The organism is Sorangium sp. So ce327, assembly GCF_051530205.1.
GTDB lineage: Bacteria > Myxococcota_A > Polyangia > Polyangiales > Polyangiaceae > Sorangium > Sorangium cellulosum_B.
Genome location: NZ_CP150330.1, coordinates 12025834 through 12050231, shown reverse-complemented (window position 1 = coordinate 12050231; position 24398 = coordinate 12025834). Strand labels below are relative to the sequence as shown.

Below are 24398 nucleotides of genomic sequence, written 5' to 3'. Positions count from 1 at the left end.
GCCCGGGACCGACGAAACCGACGAAACCGACGACACCGAGCGCCAGCGGCAGCGCCGATGCCCCTCCAGGCCACGAACCGGGAAGAACGTGGCGCAACGCACCCGGGCCGGCGGCCGCGCCGCGAGGTCGCGAATCCGGGTTCGCACCCGCCAGCCCGGCTCGTGGAACGCAAAATGCGCATCCCCGCAGGCGCGCCGTGACCTCGTGCTACCATCGCCCCCGATGACATCAGCGCTCTCGGTCGCGCGTGAAGCTTCGCCTCTTCTCCTGAAGCTTCGCTCTGCCGTGGAGCAGGCCCTCGAAGGGAAGCCAGAGGCGGTCGAGCTGGCGCTCATCGCGCTGCTCGCCCGGGGCCATGTCCTCATCGAGGACGTCCCCGGCGTCGGCAAGACGACGCTGGCCCGAGCGCTGGCCAAGGCCGTGGGGGGCGAGCTCCGTCGCGTTCAGTTCACCAGCGATCTCCTGCCGAGCGACGTGCTCGGGGTCAGCGTCTTCGACCAGCGGCTCGGGCAGTTCGTCTTCCGGCAGGGGCCGATCTTCGCGAACGTGCTGCTCGCCGACGAGATCAACCGGGCGAGCCCCCGGACCCAGTCGGCGCTGCTCGAGGCGATGAACGAGGGGCAGGTGTCCATCGAGGGGACGGCGACGCCGCTGCCGTACCCCTTCTTCGTGCTCGCGACCCAGAACCCGCAGGATTTCGCGGGCACGTTCCCGCTGCCGGAGTCGCAGCTCGACCGGTTCATGGTGCGGATCCGGATCGGGTACCCGCCGCCGCAGGTCGAGATGCGGCTGCTCCTCCAGGGCGGCGAGCCCGACCGGGCGCGGAACGTGCCGCAGATCATCGATCCGGCCCAGCTCGTCGCCCTGCAGCGCGAGGTCGATCGCGTCGAGCTCGACTCGTCGCTCGCGACCTACCTGCAGGCGGTGCTCACGGCCACGCGGTCGAGCCCGACCCTCTCGCTGGGCGCATCGCCGCGCGCCGGCATGAACCTGGCGCGCGCGGCCCGGGGGCGCGCGGTCCTCTACGGACGCTCGTACTGTATCGCGGACGACATCCACAACCTTGCGGTGGCCGTGCTGGCGCACCGGGTCCGGCTCTCGGCCCACGCGGAGGGCTACATGCCGACCCGCGACGAGTGCGAGGCGGCGGTGCGCGACCTCGTGGCGCGGGTGCCGGTCCCCCTCTGAGGGGTGGGCGATGGGCGCAGAGGACAGGGAGCGGGGATCTCTCAGCGGCAGCTCCCGCGGCGCCGAGCGCGCCGGCGCAGCGACGCGGAGCGCCGTCCGGCCGAGCAAGCCGAGGCGCGACAGGCCGCTCGTCGAGCAGCGCCCGCTGCTGCCCCCGCGCGGGGACAAGGCGTCGTTCTGGACGAGGGTCCTGCTCTTCCTGAGGCCACCCCGGAAGCTCAAGTTCACCCGGGAAGGAAAGTACTACCTCGGGATCACGCTGGGCGTCGGCTTCGCGGCGATCAACACGGGCAACAACCTCCTCTACCTGCTGCTCGGGATGCTGCTGTCGCTGATCGTCGTCTCCGGCGTGATGAGCGACCTGTCGCTGCAGCACCTCACGGTGACCCGGCGGCTCCCGGCCCGCGCCCAGGTGGGCCGGGCTCACCTCGTCGAGATCGAGGTCTACAACCACAAGAAGCGCGTTCCGTCGTACGCGATCGAGGTCGAGGATCTGCGCGCCGGCCAGCCGGCCGACAAGCGCTGCTTCTTCCTGAAGATCAGCCCCTCCAGCGCGCAGGTGGCCGCCTACCGGCGGACGCCGGCGAGGCGCGGCCGCGACAGGCACACAGGGTTCCGCATCGCGACCCGCTTTCCCTTCGGGCTGTTCGAGAAATCGAGGGAGGTCGAGGCCGAGGGCGACCTCATCATCTACCCCGCGGTCGATCCGGTCCGGCTCCCCGTCGAGGACGCGGGCCGGCGCGAGGGCGGCGCGAGCCTCAGCGGGCGCGGGGGCGGCGACGAGACGTTCGGCCTCCGGCCGATGCGCGAGGGGGACGATCCGCGCGACATCTACTGGAAGAAGAGCACGATGCGCGATCAGCTGGTGCTGCGCGAGCGCACCCGCGAGACGCGGCCGGACGTGCAGATCGTCGTCGACACGGTGCGCCCCGCCGGGGAGGGCGACGCGTTCGCGCCGACCTTCGAGCGCAGGATCCGCGAGGCGGCGTCGCGCGCCGTCGCCCACATCAAGCGCGGCGACGCCGTGGTCGTCGCGACGACGCTGGGCGAGCGGGTGCGCGGCGATCGCAACATCGGCTCCGACGCGATCCTCCGCTTCCTGGCGCTGCTCGACGCGGTCGACGACGGCCGGGCACCCGAGCGCGGCGCCCACGCGCCGCTGCGCCAGGGATCGAGCCCGAGCCCGAGCAGCGGTGAGCGCCGCGCCGGCGCGCCGAGGGGCGCGTCATGAGGTTCGGGATGGTGCACCGGGTGATGACCGACGCGCTCGCGGCGCTCGGCGTCATCGCCCTCGTCGCGAGCGGGCAGTTCAACCGCTACGTGAGCTGGGCGATCCTCATCTGCCTCGGGCTCGCGCTCGTCGTGCGCGAGTCGTGGCAGCGGCACCCGGCGCTCCGCCACCTCGACACGGGCATCCTGCTGGCCGTCATCGCCGTCCAGGTGGTCCGCATCGTCGCCACCGACGCGAGCGTGCTCGACGTGCTCGTGGAGTTCGCCGCCGCGCTGCAGATCATCCGGCTCGCGACGCGCAAAGGGGCGGCGCACGACCAGCAGGTCATCGTGCTCGCGCTGCTGCACCTCATCGCCGGGACCGTCCTCGGCGGCGGCATCGGCTACGGGCTGTGCTTCCTGGGGGTGCTCGTCGTCGCGCCAGGCGCGCTCGTGCTCAGCCACCTGCGGCGCGAGGTCGAGGGCAACTACCGGCAAGGGGCGCGCGACCGGACGGGGCTGCCCGTGGACGTGCCGCGCATCCTGCGCTCGAGGCGGGTCGTCGGGCGCTCGTTCCTGGCCGTCACCTGCCTGCTCTCGGTCCCGATCTTCGCCTTCACCGCGCTGCTGTTCGTGATCTTCCCGCGCGTCGGCCTCTCGCTGCTCCTGCTCAACCGCGGCCACACCGGGCGGATGATCGGCTTCTCGGGCAAGGTCGACCTCGGCGCGGTCGGCGTGCTGCGCAGCGACCCCAAGCTGGCGATGCGGGTCGAGATCCCCGAGCTCCCGGAGCCGCCGCCGCCGCGCCTGACCATGCACCTGCGCGGCACCGCGCTCGACGCGTACGACGGCCGCACCTGGACGCAGAGCGAGACGTTCAAGCGCCCCACGGAGAGCGACGGGGGGCTCGTGCCGATCGAGCGGTACCCGGACCCGGCGCTCGACCCGGTGATGCGCATCGATCTCGAGCCCATCGATCCGCCCGTGATCTTCCTCCCGCCGAACGCGACGGGGCTCCGGCTCAAGCACCGCGGGCAGCTCGGGATCGACGCGAGCACGATGGCCTACCGCGGGCCGGAGGGGGAGCTCAGGTACCAGCCCACGGACGATCGCGGGCTGGTCTACGACATCTTCCTGTCGCGGAAGCGGGCGCCGACCTTCCAGCGCCTCCCGGGCGCCGAGCGGAGGCGCTACCTGGAGCTCCCGAGGGATCTGCCGTCGCGCGTCGTCGATCTCGCGGAGCAGTGGACGCAAGGCGTGGATCGTCCGGCCGATCGGGCGCGGGCGATCCAGGAGCACCTGCGCACGGAGTACCGGTACGACCTTGCGTCGCCGTCGGGCGCGGACCCGCAGCCGCTCGATCATTTCCTGTTCGAGTCGAAGCGCGGGCACTGCGAGTTCTACTCGACCGCGATGGCCATCCTGCTGCGCGCGGTGGACGTCCCGACGCGCAACGTGACCGGCTTCGTCGGCGGCACCTACAACCGCTTCGGCCGGTTCTATGCGGTGCGCCAGGGCGACGCCCACTCGTGGGTCGAGGTGTACCTCGACGGCGAGGGGTGGATGACGTTCGACCCGACGCCGCCGGCCGACGCGGCGCCGAAGAGCGAGCTGGTCGGGGCGTGGGCGTACCTCCGCGATTTCATCGAGGCGACGAGCCAGCGCTGGGACAGGCACGTCGTCGGCTACGACCTGAACCAGCAGGTGGGCCTGCTCCAGACGCTGACGTCGCGCTACCGGAGGTCCGGATCGAGCAGCGATCTCTCGCTGTCGCGCCCGCGGATCCTCGCCGTCGCCGCCGTCGCGCTCGCGCTGGGCGGCGGCGTGCTCTACTGGCGCCTCCGCCGCACGCGTCGCGGGCGCGAGGAGCGCCGCGCGGACGCCGGGCGCACCCCGAGCGCGATCCTGGCGACGGCGCTCTACGAGAGCCTGGAGGCCGCCATGGTCGTCCAGGGCGTGCCGCGCCCGCCCAGCCTGCCGCCGCTGCGCCACGCCGAGGCGCTGGAGGTCGCGGAGCACCCGCTGGCGCGCGAGATCCTGACGCTCACGCAGGTCTACCTGCGCGCCCGCTTCGGCGGCGCGACGCTCTCGGAGGACGACAGCCGCGACTTCGAGCGGCGGGTCAAGGCGCTGCGCGGGGCGGAGCGGCGGGCGCGCGCCGCGGGCGAGAGCGCGCTGGCCGCGTCGTCCTGATCGCGGCCGGGAACCGGGAAGACGCGCGGAAGACGCGCGGACCGCATCAACGGCGGCGCAAAGGTCGCTTCGCGATGAACGCCTGCCGGATGCCGGCGACGGCGCGGCGGCTCGGGCCGCCGGAGATGAACGGATCCTGGGGCGCGAGCTCGCCCAGCCGGTCGACGAACGACTGCGCCACGACGCGCTCGCCGAGCAGGCTCACGACGTCCGACTGGCTTCGCATCGTGGACGCGAGGACGGCCGCGGTCGACGTGTCCGGCACCGCGGCGATCGAGAGCGACTCCAGCACGCGCCGGAGCGGCACGATCGACTGCGCCGTCGCCAGCTTGCGATCCGAGGCGCCGAGCGGCTGCGGGGCGTACTCGAGCCAGATGCCGGCGACGTTCAGGTGGCCGAGCAGCTTCTTCGACCAGCGCGGATCGAGCTCCACGTGGAGCGGCCGGACGTCGGCCAGCGTGGAGAGGGCGAACTCGCCGGGCTCGCCCGCGAGCGCGAAGTCGCGCAGGAGCGGCGCGAGCTTGCGCTCGTCGGCGAGCAGGCTCCCGGCGACGTGGCCGCGATCGAGCAGCGGGATGGGGACCACGAGGACATCCGGCCGCTCGCCGCGCGTGATCCGCGCCGCCCACACCCGCCACGTGATCGCCGGGGATCGCACGAGGATCGCGGACCCGGGATCGAGGCTGCCGTACGCCTCGTCCGTCCAGACCTCGGCGGCCGTCTGCTCGCTCCGATCGGCGGCGAAGCCTGCCTCCTCGCTCGTCAGCGCGACGAGCGTCAGCTGGAAGACGACGAGCAGCGCCGCGCCGCTCCGCGAGAACGGCACGCGCGTGTGGAGCAGCGCCCGCACCGCGGCGTGCGCCCCGAGCGCCGAGCCGACGGCGATCGCCGCGACAGCGAGCGAGCGCAGGGGGGTGAGCGGATCCGCGGAGAGCACGCCGGCGGCCCGCGCGGGCAGGAGGGTGTCGAGCGCGAGCAGGACGAGGAAAGGCGCGACGAGCCACCGCGCGCGCGGGCGCAGGAGCGAGAGCGAGAGCCCGGCCGCGGCGACGAGCAGGGAGACGACGCCGATCTCGCGGCTCCACGCGGCGAGCGCCGTGGTGCGGGCGCTCGCGACGTCGAGGGCGGCGAGGCTGCCGGCCGTGAGCGCGCGGCCGATGTCGGCCCAGGCGCGCGGCGCGAGCGGCCTGAGCACGAGCGGCGCGAGCAGCAGCGCGGCCGTGAGCGCCCCCGCGCCGGCGGCGGCGCCCAGCATGCGCCGGGGCGGGCCGCCGGCCGAGGCCTCGTCGGGGCGCCCGCCCGCGCGCTGGGCGCCGCCGCGCGCGAGGAACATCGCGTACGACGCCGCGAAAGCGGCGAGGCCGGCGGGGGGGCTCTCGGCGAACGTGGCCCCGAGGAGCGCGCCGAGCGCGATCCACGCGCGCCCGGCGTGCCGCGCCTGCTCGGCGCACGTCGACGCGAGCGCGAGCGTCACGAGCGCGCAGCAGGTGGCGATCATGGCGCCGCCGCCGACCGTCGCCTCGCGCTGCCAGGTCGGCGACAGGGCCGCCGTGAGGACGGCGATCGCGGAGAGCACCGAGGCGAGCCGCGGGCTCACGGCGCCGCCGGGCGCGTCCGGCGCGTCCGGCGCGGGGGGCGCGGCGGGCGTGGATCGCGCGCCGGCGGGGGTCGGCTCGGCCGCGCCGCCGCGGAGCTTGCGCCAGAGCGAGAGCCCCGGGAGGGGCGCCGGCCGCGCGGACTCCAGGAGGAGGCGGCGGACCATCCCGTAGAGCAGGCGGGACGCGAGCGCGAGCGCGAGCGCCGATCCGAGGGCGGTGCGGAAGGTCCGGGAGCCCAGCGGGATCAGGCTCAGCGCCTGCGAGAGCGCCGTCGACAGGCCGCCGCCAACGCCGACCGCGACGAGGCCGAGATCCCGGACGGCCGTGAGATCTTCCCGCCATTGCCCGGAAGAGGCGGCGCGGGCCAGCGACAGCCCGAAGGGCAGCGCGGCCGACAGCAAGGCGAGCGACCGATCGAGCCAGCAGCGTTTCTCTCCGGAGCCCACCGAGCGGCCATGCCAGATCGGCCGCGGCCGGGCCAAGTTCCGGCGCACCCCGGCGCCGCGCGCGGTTCGGCGGCGGCGGCGCGGCGCGCGCGGCGCCGATGCGCCGCCGAACCGCGCGCGGGGCGCGGAGGATACGGAGAGGCGGTGAGCGGCGACCTGGGCTAGAGTCGCCCCTCCCACGGAAAATCGGAGGTCGGCTCGTGTCCCGTTTCATCGATGAGCTCAAGAGGACGCACCGCTGCGGCGATCTGCGCCAGGCAGACATTGGCAAGGAGGTCGTGCTGTTCGGCTGGATCGCGCGGCGCCGCGATCACGGCGGCTGCATCTTCATCGACCTCCGCGACCGCACCGGCGTGACGCAGATCGTCTTCGATCGCAGCTACCTCGCGGCGATCAGGAAGCACGGCCTGAAGGCGGAGGAGAAGGACCTCGTCGACGCGCACGCCGCCGCCGAGAAGGCCCGGTCCGAGTGGGTCATCGGCGTCCGGGGCGTCGTGGTCAGCCGCGAAGGCAACGTGAACGACAAGATCGACACGGGGGCCATCGAGGTCTGGGTCGCCGAGGCGACGATCTTCAACAGGGCGGAGACGCCGCCGTTCGAGATCGCGGACGAGATCGAGACGCGCGAGGAGATCCGCCTGCAGCACCGGTACCTCGACCTGCGCCGCGCCCCGCTCCAGCGGGCGCTGCGGATGCGCCACGAGATCAACCGGGCGACGCGCAATTACCTGTCGGACAAGGGCTGCCTCGAGCTCGAGACGCCCTTCCTCGTGAAGTACACGCCGGGCGGGGCGCGCAACTTCCTCGTCCCGTCGAGGATCTCGGCCGGCAAGTTCTACGCGCTCGCCGAGAGCCCGCAGCTCTACAAGCAGCTCTTCATGGTCGCGGGCTTCGACCGCTACTTCCAGATCGTGAAGTGCTTCCGGGACGAGGACCTGCGCATCGACCGGCAGCCGGAGTTCACCCAGATCGACGTCGAGCTGTCGTTCGTGAACCAGGACGACGTCTTCGGGCTGATGGAGGGGCTCGTCTTCGCGGTGTTCAAGGCCGCCCTCGGCAAGGACCTCACCGAGCTCTACCCGACCGGCCGCTTCCCGCGCATGCCGTACGCCGAGTCGATGCGCCGCTTCGGCAACGACAAGCCCGACCTCCGCTTCGGGATCGAGCACACCGACCTCACGGACCTCATCATCGAGCACAACGGCGGCGGGGTGCCGTTCTGGGTCGAGCTCGCCGAGAAGTTCAAGTCGGGCAAGCTGCGGCGCGACCTGCCCGCCGAGATCGTGAAGGGGCTCGTGATCCCGGCGAGCGCCAACCTGTCCCGCCAGCAGACCGAGGACCTGGAGCGCGGGCTCCGCGACGTGAAGGGCTTCCGCGGCCTCGCGCGCGCCAAGCTCGCCGAGGACGGCTCGTGGACGCAGTCGCCGCTCACGAAGTCGATCACGCCGGAGCTCCGGCAGAAGCTGAACGAGGCGCTCGGCGCCAAGCCGGGCGACGTCCTCTGCTTCCAGTTCGGCAAGGAAGCCGTCGTGCACACCGTGATGGCGAAGCTCCGCATCGACGTCGCCAAGAAGATGGGGCTCATCCCGGAGTACGGGCATGGGGACCAGTGGAGGTTCCTCTGGGTGACGAACCCACCTCTGTTCGAGTTCGACGAGGACACGGGGCGCTGGGCCGCCGCGCACCACGCGTTCACGCGGCCGATCGACGAGCACGTCCCGCTCCTCGAGAGCGATCCGGCGCGCGTGGAGTGTTACCGTTACGATCTCGTGCTGAACGGGTTCGAGATCGGCGGCGGCTCGATCCGGCTGCACGATCCCGAGGTGCAGGCGCGCGTCTTCAAGACGCTGGGCATCGACGAGAACGACGCGCGGGACAAGTTCGGGTTCCTCCTGGACGCGCTCCGCAGCGGGGCGCCCCCGCACGGCGGCATCGCGCTCGGCATGGACCGGCTCGCGATGCTGCTCAGCGGCGCGCCGACGCTCAGGGACGTCATCCCGTTCCCGAAGACCAACCAGGGCACGGATCAGATGACGGGCGCGCCCGTGATCGTCGACGCCGCGCAGCTCGCCGAGCTTCACGTGAAGACGGCGGTCGCGGCCGGGGACCCCCGGGCGGACACCCGGCAAGGCGCGACGGGCACCGGCAGCGCCGGCGCCTGATGCCAGTCGGGGGGCGCGCGCGGGATGGCATGATGCACCTCCGGCGGCGGCGGCGCGGCGGGCCTCTCGCCGCGCGCGCGGCGGAGACCCGCGACCGCGCTCGCTGTGCTCTGCCTCGCCGCGCGCGGCCGTCCGCGTTGGCCTTTATGTTTGCAGGCCGCGCACTTCTGGTAGGGTAGGGCCTGTATCCTTCGCCATGGCCTCCCCGGCGCGAGTCCTCGTTGTCGATGACAGCCCGACCATCCTGAAGGTCGTCAGCGCCATCCTCGCTCGCAATGGGTTCGACCCGACCGTGGCGCGCGACGGGCTCGCGGGGATCGAGCTGGTCAAGAAGGGGCCGAAGTACGATCTCGTCCTCCTCGATTTCGTGATGCCGAGGATGAACGGCTACGCCTTCTGCCGGGAGCTCCGCTCGAACCCGTCGCACCGCAACGTGCCCGTGGTCCTGATGAGCGCCAAGGGCGACAAGCTCAGGGGGCAGTTCGTCCAGCAGACCGGCGCCGTCGACGCGATCACCAAGCCGTTCGACGCGCGCGCGCTCGTCGCGGTGATCGAGGGCGCGCTCTCGAAGGCGGCGGAGGGGCGCGCGCGGCCCGTGCCCGAGGGCGCGAAGATGCCCGACGAGGACACGATCGCCGAGAGCGTGCGGCCGAGCCTCCTCGCCAGGAACATGCGCCAGCGCGCCGGCGCGGAGTTCGCGCAGCAGCTGTCGACGGTGATGACGCCGGCGATCATGGGCCTCTCGCCCGAGGCGCGGACCAACGAGGCCGCGGTGATGCAGGCGGTCGCCCGCGTGATGACGAGCGAGGTCGTCTCCAAGCTGACCCTGACGCTCCGCGACCTCGACGATACGCCCGCGGACGCGAAGGAGGTGATGAGCGGCGACGTCTCCGCGATCCCGCTCGCCGAGATCCTCCAGCTGCTCCAGATGCAGCGGCAGACGGGCGTGATGCGGGTGACCACGAACCGCGCGTCGGTCACGATCTCGCTCCGCCAGGGGCTCATCGATCTGGTGCAGGCGCGCAACTCGTCGGACGAGTTCAAGCTGGGGCGCTACTTCATCGAGCGCGGGCTCCTGACGCGGGAGCGGCTCGAGGCGCTGCTCCGCGCGAAGCGGCCGCACGCCCTGCTCGGCCAGGTGCTCGTGGAGGCCGGCGTCGCGACGAACGACGATCTCATCGCCGTGCTGGAGCGGCAGTCGAGCGAGCTCATCTACGAGGTGCTGCGCTGGCCCTACGGGCGCTTCTCGTTCACACGCGAGCCGTTCCGCCCCGAGGTCGAGCAGGCGCACCTCGGCCTCCCGGTGTCCGCGCTGGTCCTCGAGGGGTTCCGGCGCGTCGACGAGTGGCGGCTCATGGAGGGGACGATCAACTTCGACCAGGTGGTGGTCGTCGACCAGGTCGCGCTCGACAGCGTGGGCTCCGGCAAGCTGACGCGCATGGAGCAGCTCGTGCTCGGCGCGGTCAACGGCTCGCGCACGGTGAACGAGGTGATCAAGGAGAGCGCGGTCGGCTCGTTCGACGCGATCAAGACGATCTACCAGTTCCTCCAGTCGCGCGTGCTGAGGACCAGGGCGGCCTGAGCGCCGCGGCCGCGAGGGCCACGCGGTCCCGCATGAGGCCGCGACGGCGCGATGACCACCCACACGTTGCTCGCGCGCAGCGGCGCGCTCGAGCGCGGCCCGTATCGCACGGGGCTCGTCTGTTTGTGTTCGCGTGTTCGCGTGTTCGCGGTGCTCAGGCCGCCGCACAATGGGCGTAGCGCTGAGCGTTCTCGCGGCGGAGAGGGCGGGATTCGAACCCGCGGATCAGTTTCCCGATCGCACGCTTAGCAAGCGTGTGCCTTCAGCCACTCGGCCACCTCTCCTGGTACCCAGGATGGTCCACCCGCCCCGTGCTCAGCGCAGGAGCAGCGCGGACCTCGATGCATGACGATAGAAAGAACGCTGGCTCGTCCGACGCTCATCGCGGCGGCGAGGGAGCGGCAACATACCAAAGAGGTTGTCGCCGTGCACAAAAGATCGTGCAGGGGGATGCCGGCGGCGACGGATTCCGAGGGGGCGGGACGGACGGCGCGGAAAGCGGGCCGCCAGGCTCGACCCTGGGCGCTCGGATCGGCCGATCACCGTCGAACGGACGAGGAGCGCTGGAGGCGCCGAGCCAGCTCCGGTCGCCAGGGGCGCGCGCCCGTCATCACGGCACCACGTAGGCGAGGGCGAGCAACACGGCGCCGAGCGCCGCGCAGACCCCCCACGCGCGGGCCGCGCTGCGGGCCAGGAAGGTGAAGCACATCGCCGCGAGCCAGAGCGGAACCACGAGCGAAAAGCCGAGCGCGGACCGCGTGCCCTCCGCGAGCGGCGCGAATCGCGCCAGACACACGCTCGCCAGGACGGCGAGCGGCAGGGTGCCGACGAGCGCCGCGAGCACGCGCAGCGCGGCGTCGAGCCGGGCGAGACGTTGGCTAGCCATGGCGCGCTCCGAGGAGGAAGAGCGCGGCGATGGCCGGCGGACACAGGAGGGCGAGGCCCCAGACGGCGCGCGGCCAGACCGGCGCGAGCAGGACGAACGCGCTCGCGGCGCAGAGGAGCGCCGTGAAGGGGACGAGGAGCGCCGCTGCGCCGGCCTCGGCTCGGCTCCACAGCCACACCGACAGCGAGAAGATGACGATGGAGAGGGCCCGGGCCGAGGCGCGCCACGCGCGCCTCGCCCGCAGCCGCGCCGCGAGGCCGAACGGCAGGCGCTCCGGCCGCGCCCCGTGGAGCAGCGCGAAGGCGAGATACGCCGAGAGGACCGACGCGGTCTCAACCATGGGACGCCGTCTGCCGCCTGGCCACGAGCCCTGCCCCGCCGTGAGCCAACGAAGGCTGCGGCGCGCGGCGCGTCGCCAGGAGCCGCGCCTCGGGTCGTGAGGTCGCCCGGCGAAGCGCCCAGGCCGACGCGCAGAGCGCCGCGGCCGCCAGCAGGAGCGCGACGTCGACGGCGACGACCGCTCCGAGCTTCGGCCCCGCGCCGAAGAGCCCCGCCCCCGACCAGCGCGCCGCGAGCGCGGGGACCGGCAGCAGCAAGAGCCCCGCGAGCCCGAGCTGCCGCGACCAGAGGCGCCCGCCGTCACGCGCGGCGAGGGCCCAGGCGATGCAGAGCACGAGCACCCCCAGGAACGTCAGCTCCTCGGCCGTCGCGCGCGCGCCCCAGTCGAGCGGGAACGCCCGGCTCACCAGGAAGAGCGCCGCGATCGCGACGACGGTCCCGGCGCCGAAGCCCACGGTGAGCCGCGCGAGGAGGCGGTTGCCGAGGCCCTCTTGCCGCGCCTCCCGTCGAGCGAGCCAGATCCAGTTGCCGGTGAGGATCGTCGCGCACGTCGCCAGGGCGAGCGCGAAGAACAGGATGCGAAGCGTGATACCGCCGAAATCGGCGTAGTGGAGGCCGTAGATCCAGCGAAATGCGTCGCTGCGCGCGCCCTCGGCGCCCGGTGCGTCGAGCGAGAGGACCGCGCCGTCGGTCGCCCGCAGGCGCAGGGTGCCGCGCGCGAACGGGACGCCTTCGATCGTACCGCGGATATCGATGGTCCCGCTGTCGAGGCCGAGGTGCCGGATACGTAACCTCTCGGGCACGAGCCGGGGCTCCGCGGCGCGCGCGCGGGCCATGAGTTCGTCGAGCGTCAGGCCGCGAGCGGGCGCTCCCTTCTCCGGCTCGTCGGCGAACGACGCTCCCCACGCCAGGAGGTCCGCCCGCGCGGCGTTTCCTCCGAGCACGGGCCCCGTGAACACCGGCACGAGCACCCCCAGGAAGACGAAGAACGCGCCCGTGTAAGCGTACAGGAGCTGGAATGGCAAGCCGATCACGCCAAGCACCTTGTGCATGTCCGACCACAGGACACGGCGCGTCTTGTCCGGCCGGAACTGATGAAACTGCCGGACGATGTCCTTCAGGTGGATGAGCACGCCGGTCGCCAGCGCGAGCAGGAGCGCGACGCACAGGAGACCGGCGAGATAGAACAGCCACTCGCCCGTCGCCCGGTGCCAGAGGTAGTGCAGGTCGTAGAGGAAGTCGGACAGCCGCTCTCGCTCGGGCACGAGCCCCTCGTCGATCCACGACGAGACCGCCTCGCCTTGCGCGTAGTAGAGGAGCCGCGCGGCGCCCAGCCCGCCTTGCGGCAGGTCGACCCAGAGCTCCCCCGGCGTCGTCCCGGCGGCGGCGAGCCCCTGATCGAGCGTGGCCTGGAGCCCTGCCTGCTCGACGGAGGAGCGCTGCTGGGTCAGGGGCTCCTCCCACACCGCGAGCTGCCTGCGGAAGAGCGTGATCCCCCCCGACAGGAACATCACGTAGAGCAAGAGTCCACCGATCACGCCGGTCCAGGCATGCACGTCCCAGAAGGTCGTGAAGGCATGGCGGGAGAGCTTCTTGGCCATCGCGAGTCACCCTGTCCCGTCGCGCGGAGCCCCGCGCGAGCTCATCTCACCTTCGCCAACCCGTGCAGGTACCCCGGCGTCTTCAGGCCGAGCTTCGGGCCGCCCTCGGCCGTGAGCTCGATCAGCGTGCTGTCCATGGAGTCGCTCCCCTCATCGATCGTGAAGACCCGGCCGTCGACCTCGAAGAAGGAGACGTTCGCGGGCGAGGGGGCCAGCTCCCCGATCGGCGCCGCCTCGTTCGCCGCGGTGTCCCACCGCCACCAGTGCCACGCCGGCTGGCCAGTGACCTCGAACGTCTTGGTCTCCGCTTCGATCGTGGCGAGGCTCGCTTCGAACACCCGGAGGAAGAGGCTGTCCCCGCCCGCAGGGATGGGATCGCCCACGAGCGCGCCGTCCGCCAGCTCGCTCAGGAGCAGGTGGAATTCGGGGTCGAAGGCGTCCGCGTCTTTCAGGACGCGCAGCGCGCAGGGCGCGGTCTCCAGCCGATCGAGCCGATAGGCCGCTGCCCCGAGCGCCGAGCTCACGAAGTAGGCGTCGCCGGAGGCCGTCTCGACGGACTGCGAGATCCCGCCGCACCGATCGTCGACGTCGAACCGCGCGACGGTGTCCGTCTCGGTGTCGATCGCGACGAGCCCGGTCTCCGGGAGGATGGTGTCGGTCGTGTTCCAGTCGAACCACCCCACCGAGAAGAGGAGCGTCTTGCCGCGCAGGACAGACCCGTATCCGTACAGCGCCAGGTAGCCCTCGCGGTGCGTGTCCGGCAGCGGGATCGTCCCTTCCACCTCCATCGTCGCGGGGTTCCACACGACGATCTGCTCGCCCGCGCGATCCGGATGGTAGACCTTCGTCGGAGAGATGACGTAATTCGTGGGCCAGAGGCTCTCCACGCCGAACGGCTGGAGGCTGATCGCGTCTCCCTTGACGAGCTTGCTGGAATCATCGAGCGTGTAACGCGAGATCGTCGGCGACTCGGCGCCACCGACGCCGAACCAGCCCGTTCCCTCGAACGCGAACAGCCTCGCCGCCCCGGTGATCTCGAGCGCCTGGGTCGGGTCGACCGCCGTGGCGGCGTCGAGCGACGACACCACGTGATAGTAAGAGTTGGTGGCGGTGTCGTCCCAGATGCGCGTGGCGACGATGAACGCGTCGCCGCCGTCATCGACGCCGTCATCGCCGCCCTGGCCGCCGCCGCCCTGGCCGCCGCTGCTGCTCTGATCGACGGGGTTCGACGTCTCGTCGTCGCCGCAGCCGCTACCGGACACGCCGGTCAAGAGCACGAGCACGAAGGCCGTGGCGCTCGCGCGATTCGATGGCCGCCGCTTTCGCTGAATCACTCTCATCCACTCTTTCTCCTGTCATGCGAGCGCGACGGTTCGCCTCGACATCGTCGTCACATCTCCAGCGTCGCCTTGGAGGAGAGCGTCCGCCCGGGCCGCTGGACACCGTAAAAATCGGAGGCCCACGCGTCGGTCAGGTTGTGAGCCTCGATGGTGAAGCTCACCACGCGCGGCGCGTCGCGCACGACGTAGGTCAGCGCGAGCGAGTGCAGGAGCTGCGAAGGCACCTTGGCCTTGGACTCGAGCAGCCCGACGTTCGGCCAGCCGACGTAGAACTCGTGCACATAGCGCGTGTCCCAGGTGAGCGAGATCGTGTCGCGCGGCGCGAAGAGCCGCTGGAGCTGCACGCGCGCCGAGCCGTTGGCGACGAGCCACGGCCGGTTCGGCATCCGCTCGCCCTCGGAGCCGACGAAGTTCCCCTCGTCGGACGTCTTGCGAAAATCCTCATAGGTGATGTTGCCGTCGAGGGCGATGTGCTCTCCCGGCGACGTCCAGCCGGCGACGGCCTCGACCCCCAGCGACCGGGCCCCCATGACCTGCACGTAGGAGGCTGGCTGAGTGTGGTTGTCCAGCGTGATGAGCCGGTCGATCGCGCGGAGAAAGCCGTTCGCGTCGAGGCGCCACGCGCCCGAAGGCGTGTCGCGCGCGTCGATCGTGAAGCCGAGGTTTCCATTGTGGCTCGTCTCGGGCGAGAGACCGAGCTTGGCGACGATCATCGCCCCGTCGCCGAACACCTCGTCGGGCCGCGGGAGCCGCGTCGCCCACTCGTAGGACGCCTTGGCATAGAGCCGCTCGGAGAAGCGATAGCGGAGGCCGTCGCCGACGCCGACGCGGTGGGTGTCGCGATCCCGCCCGCCGAAGCGCTCGTCGAGCCCCGGGAGGCGCTCCTTCGCGCGGAGCAGCTGCACGTAGTCTTTCACGAAGAGGCTGTTCTCCAGGCGATCGTCGAGCAGGTTGAGCTGGTGCTCGACGCCGAACACGCAGGTGAACAGGCTGCGCTCCCCGCTGAGCCGAGCGCGCTCCTGGGGGTTGTCCGGCCTGCGCTCTTCTGCCGTGCGCGAGACGTACGTCGGGGACAAGGAGAGCTGCACTGCGTGCTCCGGGTGCGGCCGGTAGCGGAGGTTCAGGCGGCCGAGACCGCTGTGCTCCCAGAACACCTGATCCCGGGGGGGCGACTGCTCCTCACCTGGCCTGGTGCGCTTGCGGACGCAGCGTCCGAACCAGTCGTAGATGCAGTCGCTGACGTCGAGGAAGGTGCCGCGCCCGAGCGTGTACCCGACGAGCGCGTCGAGGGCGACGCCGCGGCCGAGCCCTTGCTCGTACTGGAGCGTCGCGCCCGGCGAGAGCTCGCCGCTCGTGACCTCGCCATAGGGGACATCCATATGGCCGGGCTTGTGCTGCCGGTCCTTGTCCCCGTCGGTGACGAAGGCGCGCAGGAGCAGCCGCCGCGCCCAGGGCCGGTTCACGAAGCCGAGCTCGGCGCTCCCGCCCGCGGCTCGGTAGGCGTCGTGGAAGCGATAGACGCGGGTGGGCTGCAGGCGCCCGGTGCTCGCGTCCGGCACCAGGACGTCCACCGGGTAGTCGTTCTTCGCATGGTCGAAGAAGCCGCTCACGCGGGTGAAGAAGCCGCTCGGCTCGTGCAGGTGCCGCCCCGAGAGCGTGAGCCGGTGGGTGTCGTAAGAGCCGATCTCGTAGGACGCCGCGCCATGGGTGCCGCGGACGTCGCGATCCGTGACCAGGTTGACGGCCCCGCCCAGCGCGTCGGCGCCGAAGCGCACAGGGACCACGCCGCGGTAGATCTCGACGCGCTCGACCAGGTTCACGGGCACGTTCGTGACGCCGAACGGGTACCCCGCGAGATCGAGCGGCACGCCGTCGAGGAAGAAGCGGATCTGATCCTCCGTGAGGCCGTTCAGCGAGAACCGCGCCCACGACCCGAGCCCCGCGCTCCGCCGCACGCTGATGCCCGCGGTGCGGGCGAGCACCTCGCCCATGTCGGCCGTCCTGCGCTGCGCCTCCTCGGTCTCGATGACCGTGACCGCCTGCGCGGATTGCCGGAGGCGCTCGGCCATCGCGGCGCCGCGCACAGTCACCTCGGCGGGCGCCGCGCCGGCCGCCTGGAGGGGCCCCTGGGCCGGCGGGGGCGCGGCCGAGACCGGGGGCGCCGCAGGGACCGGAGGCGCCGCAGGGACCGGCCGCGCCTCGGGGACCCCGGCTCCGCCCGCCGCGACGGGCGACGGCGCGGCCGGGGGCTCCTCCGCGAACCGGAACTCGTAGCCGTAGAGGATCCGTGAGGCGACCGCGGTGGCGCCACGGCGCGCCGGCGCGAAGCGGAACTGGAGCGCCGCCGCCCGGGCCGCCTCGTCGAGGCCGTGACCCAGCGAGGTCGTGACCTCGGCCTCGGTCACGCGACCTTCCGCGTCGATGAGGAGCCTCAGCACGACCGTGCCCTCCCGTCGTGCCGCCCGCGCCTCCGCCGGAACCTCGGCTTCGACGCGCTCGAGGAGCCGCGGCGGCTCGACGGCAGGGACCCCGGCGGCCGGGGGACGCTCGCTGTCCATCGGGCCGGCAGCAGGCGCGCGCGCGCCGCCCGCGTCACGACCATCCCCCGCGCGCCCCGCCGGCGGGGCGCCGTCCTGCGCGCGCGCCGGCGCCTGCACGCCGAAGAGCAGGAAGGCCAGCACGCCTGCAGTCGGGCCCCGAAGAGCGACAGCCCTTCGCGCCACAGCACGCACGTTCGACCAGGCGCCCAGCGCGGAACCTGGGCGGCGGGGCACGTGGCTGGCGATCATGTCAGAAAACTCCAGTACCCGAAATGAAAGCAGAAATCAATTTCAGTTCCACTTGCGGGAGGGCCGCGATCCCCGTCCGGCCACGCGGCGCCGTGAGATCGACTCACCGGCCCCACCCTCGTCTCCGCTACCTCGGCCTGAGGCGCAGCGTGCCGAGGGCGTCGCGCTCCACCGCGTCCCGGCGCGTCACCATCGGCACGTGCTCGCCGGCCGCCCACGGCTCGCCGAAGTCCCGGTAGCGCGGCGACAGCGGGTGGCCCGACTGGCCGGTCGAGAGCATGAAGACCGAGCGCTCCGGGTCCCCGAGATCGTAGATCGCCCGGAAACCCGGCCCCGAGCGGCTGACGAACGGTCCATCCTCGTCTCCTATCGAGTAGCCGCCGAGGTTGATCGTGTGGTTGTCGCCCGCGCTCGCCACCTCCACGTCGAACCAGCGCGACAGCACCGGCACGCCGCCCAGCACGGCGTGCTGCGAGCGCGCGGGGTGCGCCGCGCCCCAGGACCACGTTGCCGGGTCGCCGCCATATCGCTCCTCGAGATAGGCAATGGCCCGCTGGAACGCGCGGCCCGCCGCCTCGTCGCACGACTCGCGCGGCTCGGTCCGGACGTCGTCGCACCAGCGCGCCTGGCCGTCCACGTCCGACAGGACATTGCGCAGGAACGCGAGCCGCTCGCCAAAGGCCGGGCCGAACAGGTCGCCGAGCTCGTCCTCGTAGATCTGCCGGGAGAGCTCGCGCAGCCAGGCCGCGAAGATCAACGGCTCGGCCGCGCCCGCGCGCATCTGCAGATCCCACGCGCGCAGGCGATCGAGCAGCGCGCGTTGCGCCTCGCTGGTCGGGCTGGCGGCGCGGAGCAGCGCGGGGAGCAGCAGCTCGGCCGTGCCGCTCCGAACATCCATCTGGATCGCGGCGAAGCTCTGCACCGAGTGCCGCGCGGTCGCGTCGAGCAGCGCGGTGATCCGCTCCGCGCGGTACGGGTGATCCCACTCGGAGGTGATCCAGTGCGGATAGCCGGGCGGCGTCACCTTGTGGTTGGCGGTCACGATGCGTCCGGACGCGGGGCTCCGCGACCGCGGCAGCTCCTCCCACGGGACGAAGCCGGCCCAGTCGTACTGCTCCAGCCACCCTGGCGACGGGACGAGGCCCTTCAGGTCGTTGTCGGCGCGGCGCATCGGGACGCGGCCAGCGGCGATGAAGCCGATCTCTCCGTCGACGTCGGCGAAGGTGATGTTCTGCTGAGGAGAGTGGAAGTCGCGCGTCGCCTCGAGGACCTCGGCGGAGCTCCGGGCCAGCGCGGCCTTCACCGGGAACGAGAACGTGGCGTCGTCGGCTCGCAGCGAGGCCCAGCTCAGCGAGAGCACGTGGCCCTCGGGCACGAGCCGCTTCACCGCCTCGCTCACGTCCGAGACGACGGGTCCGTGCCGGCTGACGCGGATCTCGAGCACCTCGTCGGGCTTGCCCTTCACCTTGATCGGCTCCCGGACGGTCGTGAACGGACGCGGCCCGTCCGGCGTGAGGTAATGCGTCGGATCCGAAGGGACGAGCTTCTCGATGAAGAGATCCTGCGTGTCGGACTCGGTGTTGGTGAACGCCCACGCGACCCGGTCGTTGCGCCCGAGCAGCACCGCCGGCAGGCCGGGTAACGTCGCGCCGATGACGTTCAGCGACGGCGCGCTGAGGTGCGCGAAGTACCAGAGCGACGGCGCGGTCAGATCGAGGTGAGGGTCGTTGGCGAGCAGCGGCTTCCCGCTCTCGGTCCGCGCGCCGTCGACCGCCCAGTTGTTCGAGCCGGCGGCGCGATCTCCCCGGAGCGGCACCGCGGCAAGGAGCGCCCCGACGGCCGGCCCGAGCGCGCCGTGGAGCGCCGGCAGCGCCGGCACGAGGACAGGCGCGTCGCCGGGGTACGGCGCGAGCAGCTCCGCGACCTGCCGCGGCGTGAGCGCGCCGCCGAGGCGCACCCGGAGCAGCTCTCGCTCCCAGTTCGCCGACAGCCCCCACGCCATGACCTTGAGCCACACGAGGGAGTCCGCCGGCGTCCAGCGCGCCGGCTCCACGCCGAAGAGGACGAACTCCGGCGGAAGCGGCCGCCCCTCCTCCAGAAAGGCGTTGACCCCGCGCGCGTAGGCGTCGAGGGCGGCGCGCGCCTCGCGGCCCAGGTGAGCGAGGTTCTCCTCGGCGACGCGGCGGAGACCCAGCGCCCTGAACCATCGATCTTGCCCGAGCGCCTCCGGGCCGAACACCTCGGACAGCGTGCCCGAGCCGACCCGGCGATTGACCTCCATCTGCCACGACCGATCCTGCGCGTGGACGTAGCCGAGGCCGAAATACGCGTCGTCCACGCTCTGCGCATAGATGTGCGGAATCCCATGGCGGTCGCGGACGAGTTCGAGAGGACCCGACACCCCGGAGACGGTGACGTCTCCCGAGACCTCCGGGAGCGACCTGCGAAAGAAGACGAGCCCCGCGACGGCGAGCGCGCCGAGCGCCGCGAGGAGCAACAGCACGATCTTCATGGCGCGCCTCGAGCGACGAGCCGGCGGGCGTGGTGTGACGGCGCACGATGGCGCGGCCGCGGGGACGTCGCCCGGAATGGTCTCAATAGCTCGTAATTGCTCAGAATTTTCCACTTCCAGGGCTCCAGGCAGATCCTCGTTCGCCAGTTGACAAGGGCGCATGACCGGGATAACTGCGCAATCTAATTGAAAGTGGTTCTCACTTTCAACCCGTCCAGGGTGCGATAATGTGCGCCGAGCGCAAGGAGCAGGATCGATGTCGACGACGTGCGTGAAGATGCGGTGGGCCGCGCGGCTTGCGGGCTGGAGTGCAGCGCTCGTGGCGGCGGTGGCCGCCGCAGGGTGCGGAGGCGACGACGGTGATAGCCCGAGCGCGACCGGCGGGAGCGTCGGGGAGGACGGCCCGGCCTACGCCATCTCGGCGAAGATCAGGACGCCGGAGTCATCGCTCTCGTACCTGAGCGTCGCGCCGGGCCTCGACGCAGAGACGCAGGTCGAGACGCGCAAGGGACTCGAGGTGCAGACCTCCTTTCCGCACGTGCACGGCGGCGCGCTCTACGTGCCCGGAGGCTACGGCTCACCCACCATCACGCGCTACACGCTCGACGGCGGGAAGCTCACGCGCGGGGAGACGCTCAGCTTCGCGGCGCTGGGGCTCCGCGGCGTGGATGGCTACAACATCACGATCGTGAGCGACACGAAGGCGTATGTCTTCGACGCGCCGGGCCTCCGCGCCATCGCGTGGGATCCGTCGGCGATGACCCTGCCCGGCGTCGAGATCGATCTCTCGGGCCTCGAGCGCGAGGGGTACTCGGCAGAGGTCATCGGCGCGCCGTTCGCGGCGCGCCGGCGGGGCGATCGCCTCCTGCTGCCGGTGGGCTGGTGGGACCAGGACTATGCGCCGCTGGAGGCCGCCGGACTCCTGGTCATCGATACGGCAAGCGACGAGGTGGTCACGATCGATGAGGACGACCGGTGCGCAGGCGCCTTCACGAGCGTGGAGCTCGCCTCGGGGGACATCTACTTCTTCCAGAGCTGGCTCGCGACGATGACGCTGCACACGGCCTCGACGCCGAAACCCTCGTGCGCGCTGCGCATCCGCGCTGGAGCCGAGGAGATCGACGCCGACGGGTACCTCGACCTGTCGGCGCTCGCGGGCGGCCGCGCGGCGAACGGCGGTATCCCGGACGGCGGCGAGGGCTTCTATTTCATGGCGTTCCACGAGGAGCGGGTGACGAGCACGGACCCGACGGAGCTCCAGAACGCGTCGCTCGAGAGCAACTGGCATTACTGGCACTTCGACCCGGAGGCCGGGGAGGCGCGCGAGGTGACCACGCTGCCGTGGATCGTGGCGGGAGAGTGGTATTTCCAGCTCGAGGACGGGCGCGTGTTCCACCCGGCCAACGTGCAGGACAAGGCGACGGGCGCCTCCACGACGACGCTCATGGAGATGACGGGCGGGAGCGATCCGGTCCCGACGATCAGCGTCGAGGGCATGGTGGAGTTGATGGCGCGCATGCGCTAAGAGGGCCGAGCAGAACCGGACCTGGCCGGGCGGCCAGGAGCGGATGCAGCGCCAGGCGTGACGAGGCGCCCTGCTGACGTGGGGCGACGCAGAGCAACGACGCGATGCGCCTCCTCTCGGCCGCCTGGCGACGGGAGGTTTTGAGCGGCGCTCTTCGCTGGCGGCGGAGGGCAGCGCGCCGCGCCAGGGCCCGGAAGCGCGGGCCGCGGGCGCGGACAGGCACCGCCCGGACGAGCATGGACATGAAGAGAGCACGCAAGGACTGGAGTACGCTCGGAGGGGCGCTGCTGTTCGCCGTCACCCCCGCTGCCTTCGCGCAGGAGGCCCCCGCGCCGACGGCTGAGGGGCAGGCCGAGGCGCCCGTGGCCGAGGCGCAAGCCGCGCCCGTGGCCGACGCGCAAGCCGCGCCCGTGGCCGACGCGCAAGCCGCGCCCGCCATCGAGGTCATGGTCAAGGGCGACTCCGAGGCGGATCGCCTGCGCCAGTCGGCGGAGCCCGTCGAGGCGTTCGACACCGATCGCGCGCAGCGCGAGAGCGCGGATCTCGGCGAGGTGCTCGGCCGGAAGGCCGGCGTGAGCGCGCGGCGATCCGGCGGGCTCGGCTCGCAGACGCGCTTTTCGTTGAACGGGCTCGTCGACGATCAGATCCGGTTCTTCGTCGATGGAGTCCCGCTCGAGTTCTCCGGGTTCGGCCAGGGGATCGCGAACATCCCCGTGAACCTGGTCGAGCGCGTCGAGATCTACCGTGGCGTGGTCCCGACCCGCTTCGGCGCGGACGCGCTCGGTGGGGTGGTCAACCTGGCGACGGATCAGTCCTACCGCGGCACGCGCGCCGCCGCGTCGTACGAGGTCGGCTCGTTCGATACGTACCGGCTCACCGCGATGGGCAGGCGGCGGATCGAGCCGAGCGGCTTCTTCGTCGGTGCGAGCGGCTTCCTCGACGCGGCGAAGAACGATTACGCGATGGACGCCCCCGTGGCAGACCGGCAGAGCGGCAGGCCCCGGACCGCCCGCGTCCACCGCTTCAACGACGCCTACCGCGCGATCGGCGGGAACCTCGAGCTCGGCTTCGTGGACCAGCCGTGGGCGAAGCGGCTCCTCCTGCGGCTCTTCGCCACGGACTACGCCAAGGGGCTCCAGCACACGCTCGGCAAGGTGGACGCCGATGGGGTGTATCCCTACGGCGAGGTCGAGTACGGCGAGACCGTGGCCGGCGGGACGCTGCGCTACCAGCGGCCCCACTGGCTGATACGAAGGCTGTCGCTCGCGGCGCTCGGGGGATACAGCTTCCGGACCCTGAGGTTCACGGACACCTCACCGTACACGTACGACTGGTTCGGCCGCCGCGTGGCGGAGAGGAAGGACGGCGGCGGAGAGATCGGGGCGTGGAAGAGCGACACGCGGAACTGGGAGCACCAGATCATCGGTCGGGTGAACGCGAGCTACACGCCGTCGCTCCAGCACACGCTGCGCCTCTCGATGTCGCCGACGTTCGTGGCGCGCACAGGCGAGGAGAGGCGGCGGGTCAACCCGGACTCGATCGATCCGCTGTCGGCCCGGCGCGCGCTGTTCACGCTGGTGAGCGGCCTCGAGCACCAGCTCGACGTGATGGACCGGCGGCTCGAGAACATCGTGTTCGTCAAGGACTACCTCTATCACGCGGCGTCCGCGCTCGGGGGCGACGAGGAGCTCGACCGGACGACGCACGGGGTGGGCTTCGGGGACGCGCTGCGCTTCCGCTTCACGGACTGGCTCTGGACCAAGGCGTCCTACGAGTACGCGTCGCGGCTCCCGCGGCCCGACGAGATCTTCGGCAACGGGGTGCTCATCCGCCCGAACCTGGATCTCCGGCCGGACAGGAGCCACAACCTGAACCTGAGCGTGACGGTGGACGCGCGAGACACGCGCGCTGGGGCCTTCCGCGGGGACGTGAGCGGGTTCTTGCGGGACACGGAGCACATGAGCGCGCTGCTCGTGAGCCAGCGAGTCTATACGAAGTACCAGAACATCTCGGCGGTGCGGTCGCTCGGGGTCGAGGCGGCCGCGGGCTGGACGGCGCCCGGGGAGTACGTCGCGATCGACGGGAACGTCACCTGGATGGACCTCCGGAACACGTCGGAGCAAGGGGACTTCGCGCTGTTCAACGGGAGCCGGATGCCGAACCGCCCCTGGCTGTTCGGCAATGCGTCGGTGCGACTGGAGCTGCCGGACGTGAGCACGGTGAACGACCGGATCGCGCTGACCTGGACGGCTCGTTATGCGCACGAGTTCTACGTCGCATGGGAGGACGCGGGCGACCCGGCGTCGAAGGACAAGGTCGACTCGCAGGTGGTGCACTCGCTCGCGCTGGAATACATGCTTCGCGCGGTCCCCAGCGTGAGCGCGACGCTGGAGGTGCAGAACCTGACGGACGCGCCGGCGTTCGATTATTTCGGGGTGCCTCGGCCGGGGCGGGCGTTTTACTTCAAGGCGACGGCGGAGCTATAGAACACCGACGATGAGGCAACCCCGAGGTCAAGGGCTTTAGCGCTCTCTTTCCGCGGCTGACCGGCTTCGAAGCGGCAGCGGTAGCGCTCGGCGTCGTCAGTGCAGGTCGTTTCGGCATGGACGTCTCCCTTCGCCCTGGTGGGCGTCGTTACGGTTGTGCTGGAGCGCCGCGTCGCGTCCGCAGGAGCGAGCTGTGGCTCAATCGACGATCCGCATTCACAGGCCGGCGGTTGCCCTGGTGGCCTGGATGCAGGCTGGGGTCCGAAACGGGATCGTGGAGGCGCAATCTATCAAACGGCGTGTTCTACCCAGAGGCGGATCACCCTCGGTGTTCCCGCGCTCATCCACGTAGCCCTCTTTCACGCTCCCAACGTGGCGCGCTCGTGGCGCAGGTCCCCCGTGTGGGGGAAGTCAGTGCATCGAGGCCCTCCTTGAGGTCGAGCTCGGCCTCGATGGAGCCGCTGCCGTGGCGGCATTGAGTCCCTTGTCGACGGACCGCTGCCGGCGGCGCGCCTTGACCGTGGCTCGCTGCAAGGCGTGC

General features: G+C 71.8%; 14 protein-coding genes and 1 tRNA gene. 7 read left to right on the top strand and 8 right to left on the bottom strand.

The features are described 5' to 3' along the window. The first annotated feature begins 223 nt into the window (after positions 1-223). Genes WME95_RS45150 through WME95_RS45140 form a run of 3 tightly spaced genes read left to right on the top strand, consistent with a single transcriptional unit; the run spans position 224 to position 4591 of the window. Entirely contained in the window at positions 224-1189 is a 966-nt protein-coding gene (locus WME95_RS45150; protein ID WP_044967114.1) for an AAA family ATPase, read from the top strand. A 10-nt stretch (positions 1190-1199) separates the two neighbouring features. Continuing rightward, positions 1200-2420, top strand: a complete 1221-nt coding sequence (locus WME95_RS45145) for a DUF58 domain-containing protein (protein WP_437547031.1) — start codon at positions 1200-1202, stop codon at positions 2418-2420. After that, the gene (locus WME95_RS45140) at positions 2417-4591 is read left to right on the top strand and encodes a transglutaminaseTgpA domain-containing protein (protein ID WP_437905401.1); all 2175 of its coding nucleotides are present in this window, start codon (positions 2417-2419) and stop codon (positions 4589-4591) included. The genes WME95_RS45145 and WME95_RS45140 overlap by 4 nt, the downstream gene beginning before the upstream one ends. Positions 4592-4637: 46 nt before the next feature. Here WME95_RS45140 and WME95_RS45135 read toward each other — a convergent pair whose 3' ends face one another. Continuing rightward, entirely contained in the window at positions 4638-6635 is a 1998-nt protein-coding gene (locus tag WME95_RS45135; RefSeq protein WP_437905400.1) for a hypothetical protein, read from the bottom strand. A gap of 200 nt (positions 6636-6835) precedes the next feature. Between WME95_RS45135 and aspS the strand changes: the two genes are divergently transcribed. After that, the gene (gene aspS, locus WME95_RS45130) at positions 6836-8797 is read left to right on the top strand and encodes an aspartate--tRNA ligase (RefSeq protein WP_437905398.1); all 1962 of its coding nucleotides are present in this window, start codon (positions 6836-6838) and stop codon (positions 8795-8797) included. 196 nt (positions 8798-8993) lie between these two features. After that, entirely contained in the window at positions 8994-10379 is a 1386-nt protein-coding gene (locus WME95_RS45125) for a DUF4388 domain-containing protein (RefSeq protein ID WP_437905396.1), read from the top strand. 197 nt (positions 10380-10576) lie between these two features. On the opposite strand, the gene WME95_RS45120 is transcribed toward WME95_RS45125, so the two are convergent. The 7 genes from WME95_RS45120 to WME95_RS45090 all read right to left on the bottom strand — a co-directional run bounded on the left by WME95_RS45120 (position 10577) and on the right by WME95_RS45090 (position 19846). Next, positions 10577-10663 (bottom strand) — tRNA-Ser (locus tag WME95_RS45120). A 326-nt stretch (positions 10664-10989) separates the two neighbouring features. Further along, entirely contained in the window at positions 10990-11265 is a 276-nt protein-coding gene (locus WME95_RS45115; protein WP_437905394.1) for a hypothetical protein, read from the bottom strand. Beyond that, on the bottom strand, positions 11258-11605 hold the full coding sequence (locus tag WME95_RS45110; protein ID WP_437905392.1) for a hypothetical protein: 348 nt from the start codon (positions 11603-11605) through the stop codon (positions 11258-11260). The genes WME95_RS45115 and WME95_RS45110 overlap by 8 nt, the downstream gene beginning before the upstream one ends. Continuing rightward, positions 11598-13205: a PepSY-associated TM helix domain-containing protein gene (locus tag WME95_RS45105; RefSeq protein WP_437905390.1), complete on the bottom strand. Its 1608-nt coding sequence runs from the start codon at positions 13203-13205 to the stop codon at positions 11598-11600. Before WME95_RS45105 ends, WME95_RS45110 begins: the two co-directional genes overlap by 8 nt. Positions 13206-13246: 41 nt before the next feature. Continuing rightward, positions 13247-14545, bottom strand: coding sequence for a hypothetical protein (locus WME95_RS45100; RefSeq protein WP_437905388.1), 1299 nt, complete (start codon positions 14543-14545; stop codon positions 13247-13249). Between the two features lie 50 nt (positions 14546-14595). After that, a complete protein-coding gene (gene mxcH, locus WME95_RS45095; RefSeq protein ID WP_437905386.1) occupies positions 14596-17226 on the bottom strand; it encodes a TonB-dependent siderophore myxochelin receptor MxcH in 2631 nt (876 codons plus the stop codon). Between the two features lie 235 nt (positions 17227-17461). Further along, positions 17462-19846, bottom strand: a complete 2385-nt coding sequence (locus tag WME95_RS45090; RefSeq protein WP_437905384.1) for a penicillin acylase family protein — start codon at positions 19844-19846, stop codon at positions 17462-17464. Between the two features lie 256 nt (positions 19847-20102). On the opposite strand from WME95_RS45090, the gene WME95_RS45085 reads away from it, so the two are divergent. Together WME95_RS45085 and mxcH (WME95_RS45080) are read left to right on the top strand one after the other, a co-directional pair. Next, positions 20103-21371 carry a hypothetical protein gene (locus WME95_RS45085; protein WP_437905382.1) on the top strand — a complete coding sequence of 423 codons (1269 nt, stop codon included), beginning with the start codon at positions 20103-20105 and terminating at the stop codon, positions 21369-21371. Positions 21372-21613: 242 nt separating this feature from the next. Next, the gene (gene mxcH, locus WME95_RS45080) at positions 21614-23857 is read left to right on the top strand and encodes a TonB-dependent siderophore myxochelin receptor MxcH (protein ID WP_437905380.1); all 2244 of its coding nucleotides are present in this window, start codon (positions 21614-21616) and stop codon (positions 23855-23857) included. Positions 23858-24398 lie beyond the last annotated feature (541 nt).

Excerpts from the sequence above, each read along its gene's own strand:
- WME95_RS45140 (WP_437905401.1), top strand. The coding sequence starts at position 2,417 with ATGAGGTTCGGGATGGTGCACCGGGTGATGACCGACGCGCTCGCGGCG.
- WME95_RS45115 (WP_437905394.1), bottom strand. The coding sequence starts at position 11,265 with ATGGCTAGCCAACGTCTCGCCCGGCTCGACGCCGCGCTGCGCGTGCTC.
- WME95_RS45085 (WP_437905382.1), top strand. The coding sequence starts at position 20,103 with ATGTCGACGACGTGCGTGAAGATGCGGTGGGCCGCGCGGCTTGCGGGC.
- WME95_RS45100 (WP_437905388.1), bottom strand. The coding sequence starts at position 14,545 with ATGAGAGTGATTCAGCGAAAGCGGCGGCCATCGAATCGCGCGAGCGCC.
- WME95_RS45090 (WP_437905384.1), bottom strand. The coding sequence starts at position 19,846 with ATGAAGATCGTGCTGTTGCTCCTCGCGGCGCTCGGCGCGCTCGCCGTC.
- mxcH (WP_437905380.1), top strand. The coding sequence starts at position 21,614 with ATGAAGAGAGCACGCAAGGACTGGAGTACGCTCGGAGGGGCGCTGCTG.
- WME95_RS45145 (WP_437547031.1), top strand. The coding sequence starts at position 1,200 with ATGGGCGCAGAGGACAGGGAGCGGGGATCTCTCAGCGGCAGCTCCCGC.
- WME95_RS45150 (WP_044967114.1), top strand. The coding sequence starts at position 224 with ATGACATCAGCGCTCTCGGTCGCGCGTGAAGCTTCGCCTCTTCTCCTG.
- WME95_RS45105 (WP_437905390.1), bottom strand. The coding sequence starts at position 13,205 with ATGGCCAAGAAGCTCTCCCGCCATGCCTTCACGACCTTCTGGGACGTG.
- WME95_RS45125 (WP_437905396.1), top strand. The coding sequence starts at position 8,994 with ATGGCCTCCCCGGCGCGAGTCCTCGTTGTCGATGACAGCCCGACCATC.
- WME95_RS45110 (WP_437905392.1), bottom strand. The coding sequence starts at position 11,605 with ATGGTTGAGACCGCGTCGGTCCTCTCGGCGTATCTCGCCTTCGCGCTG.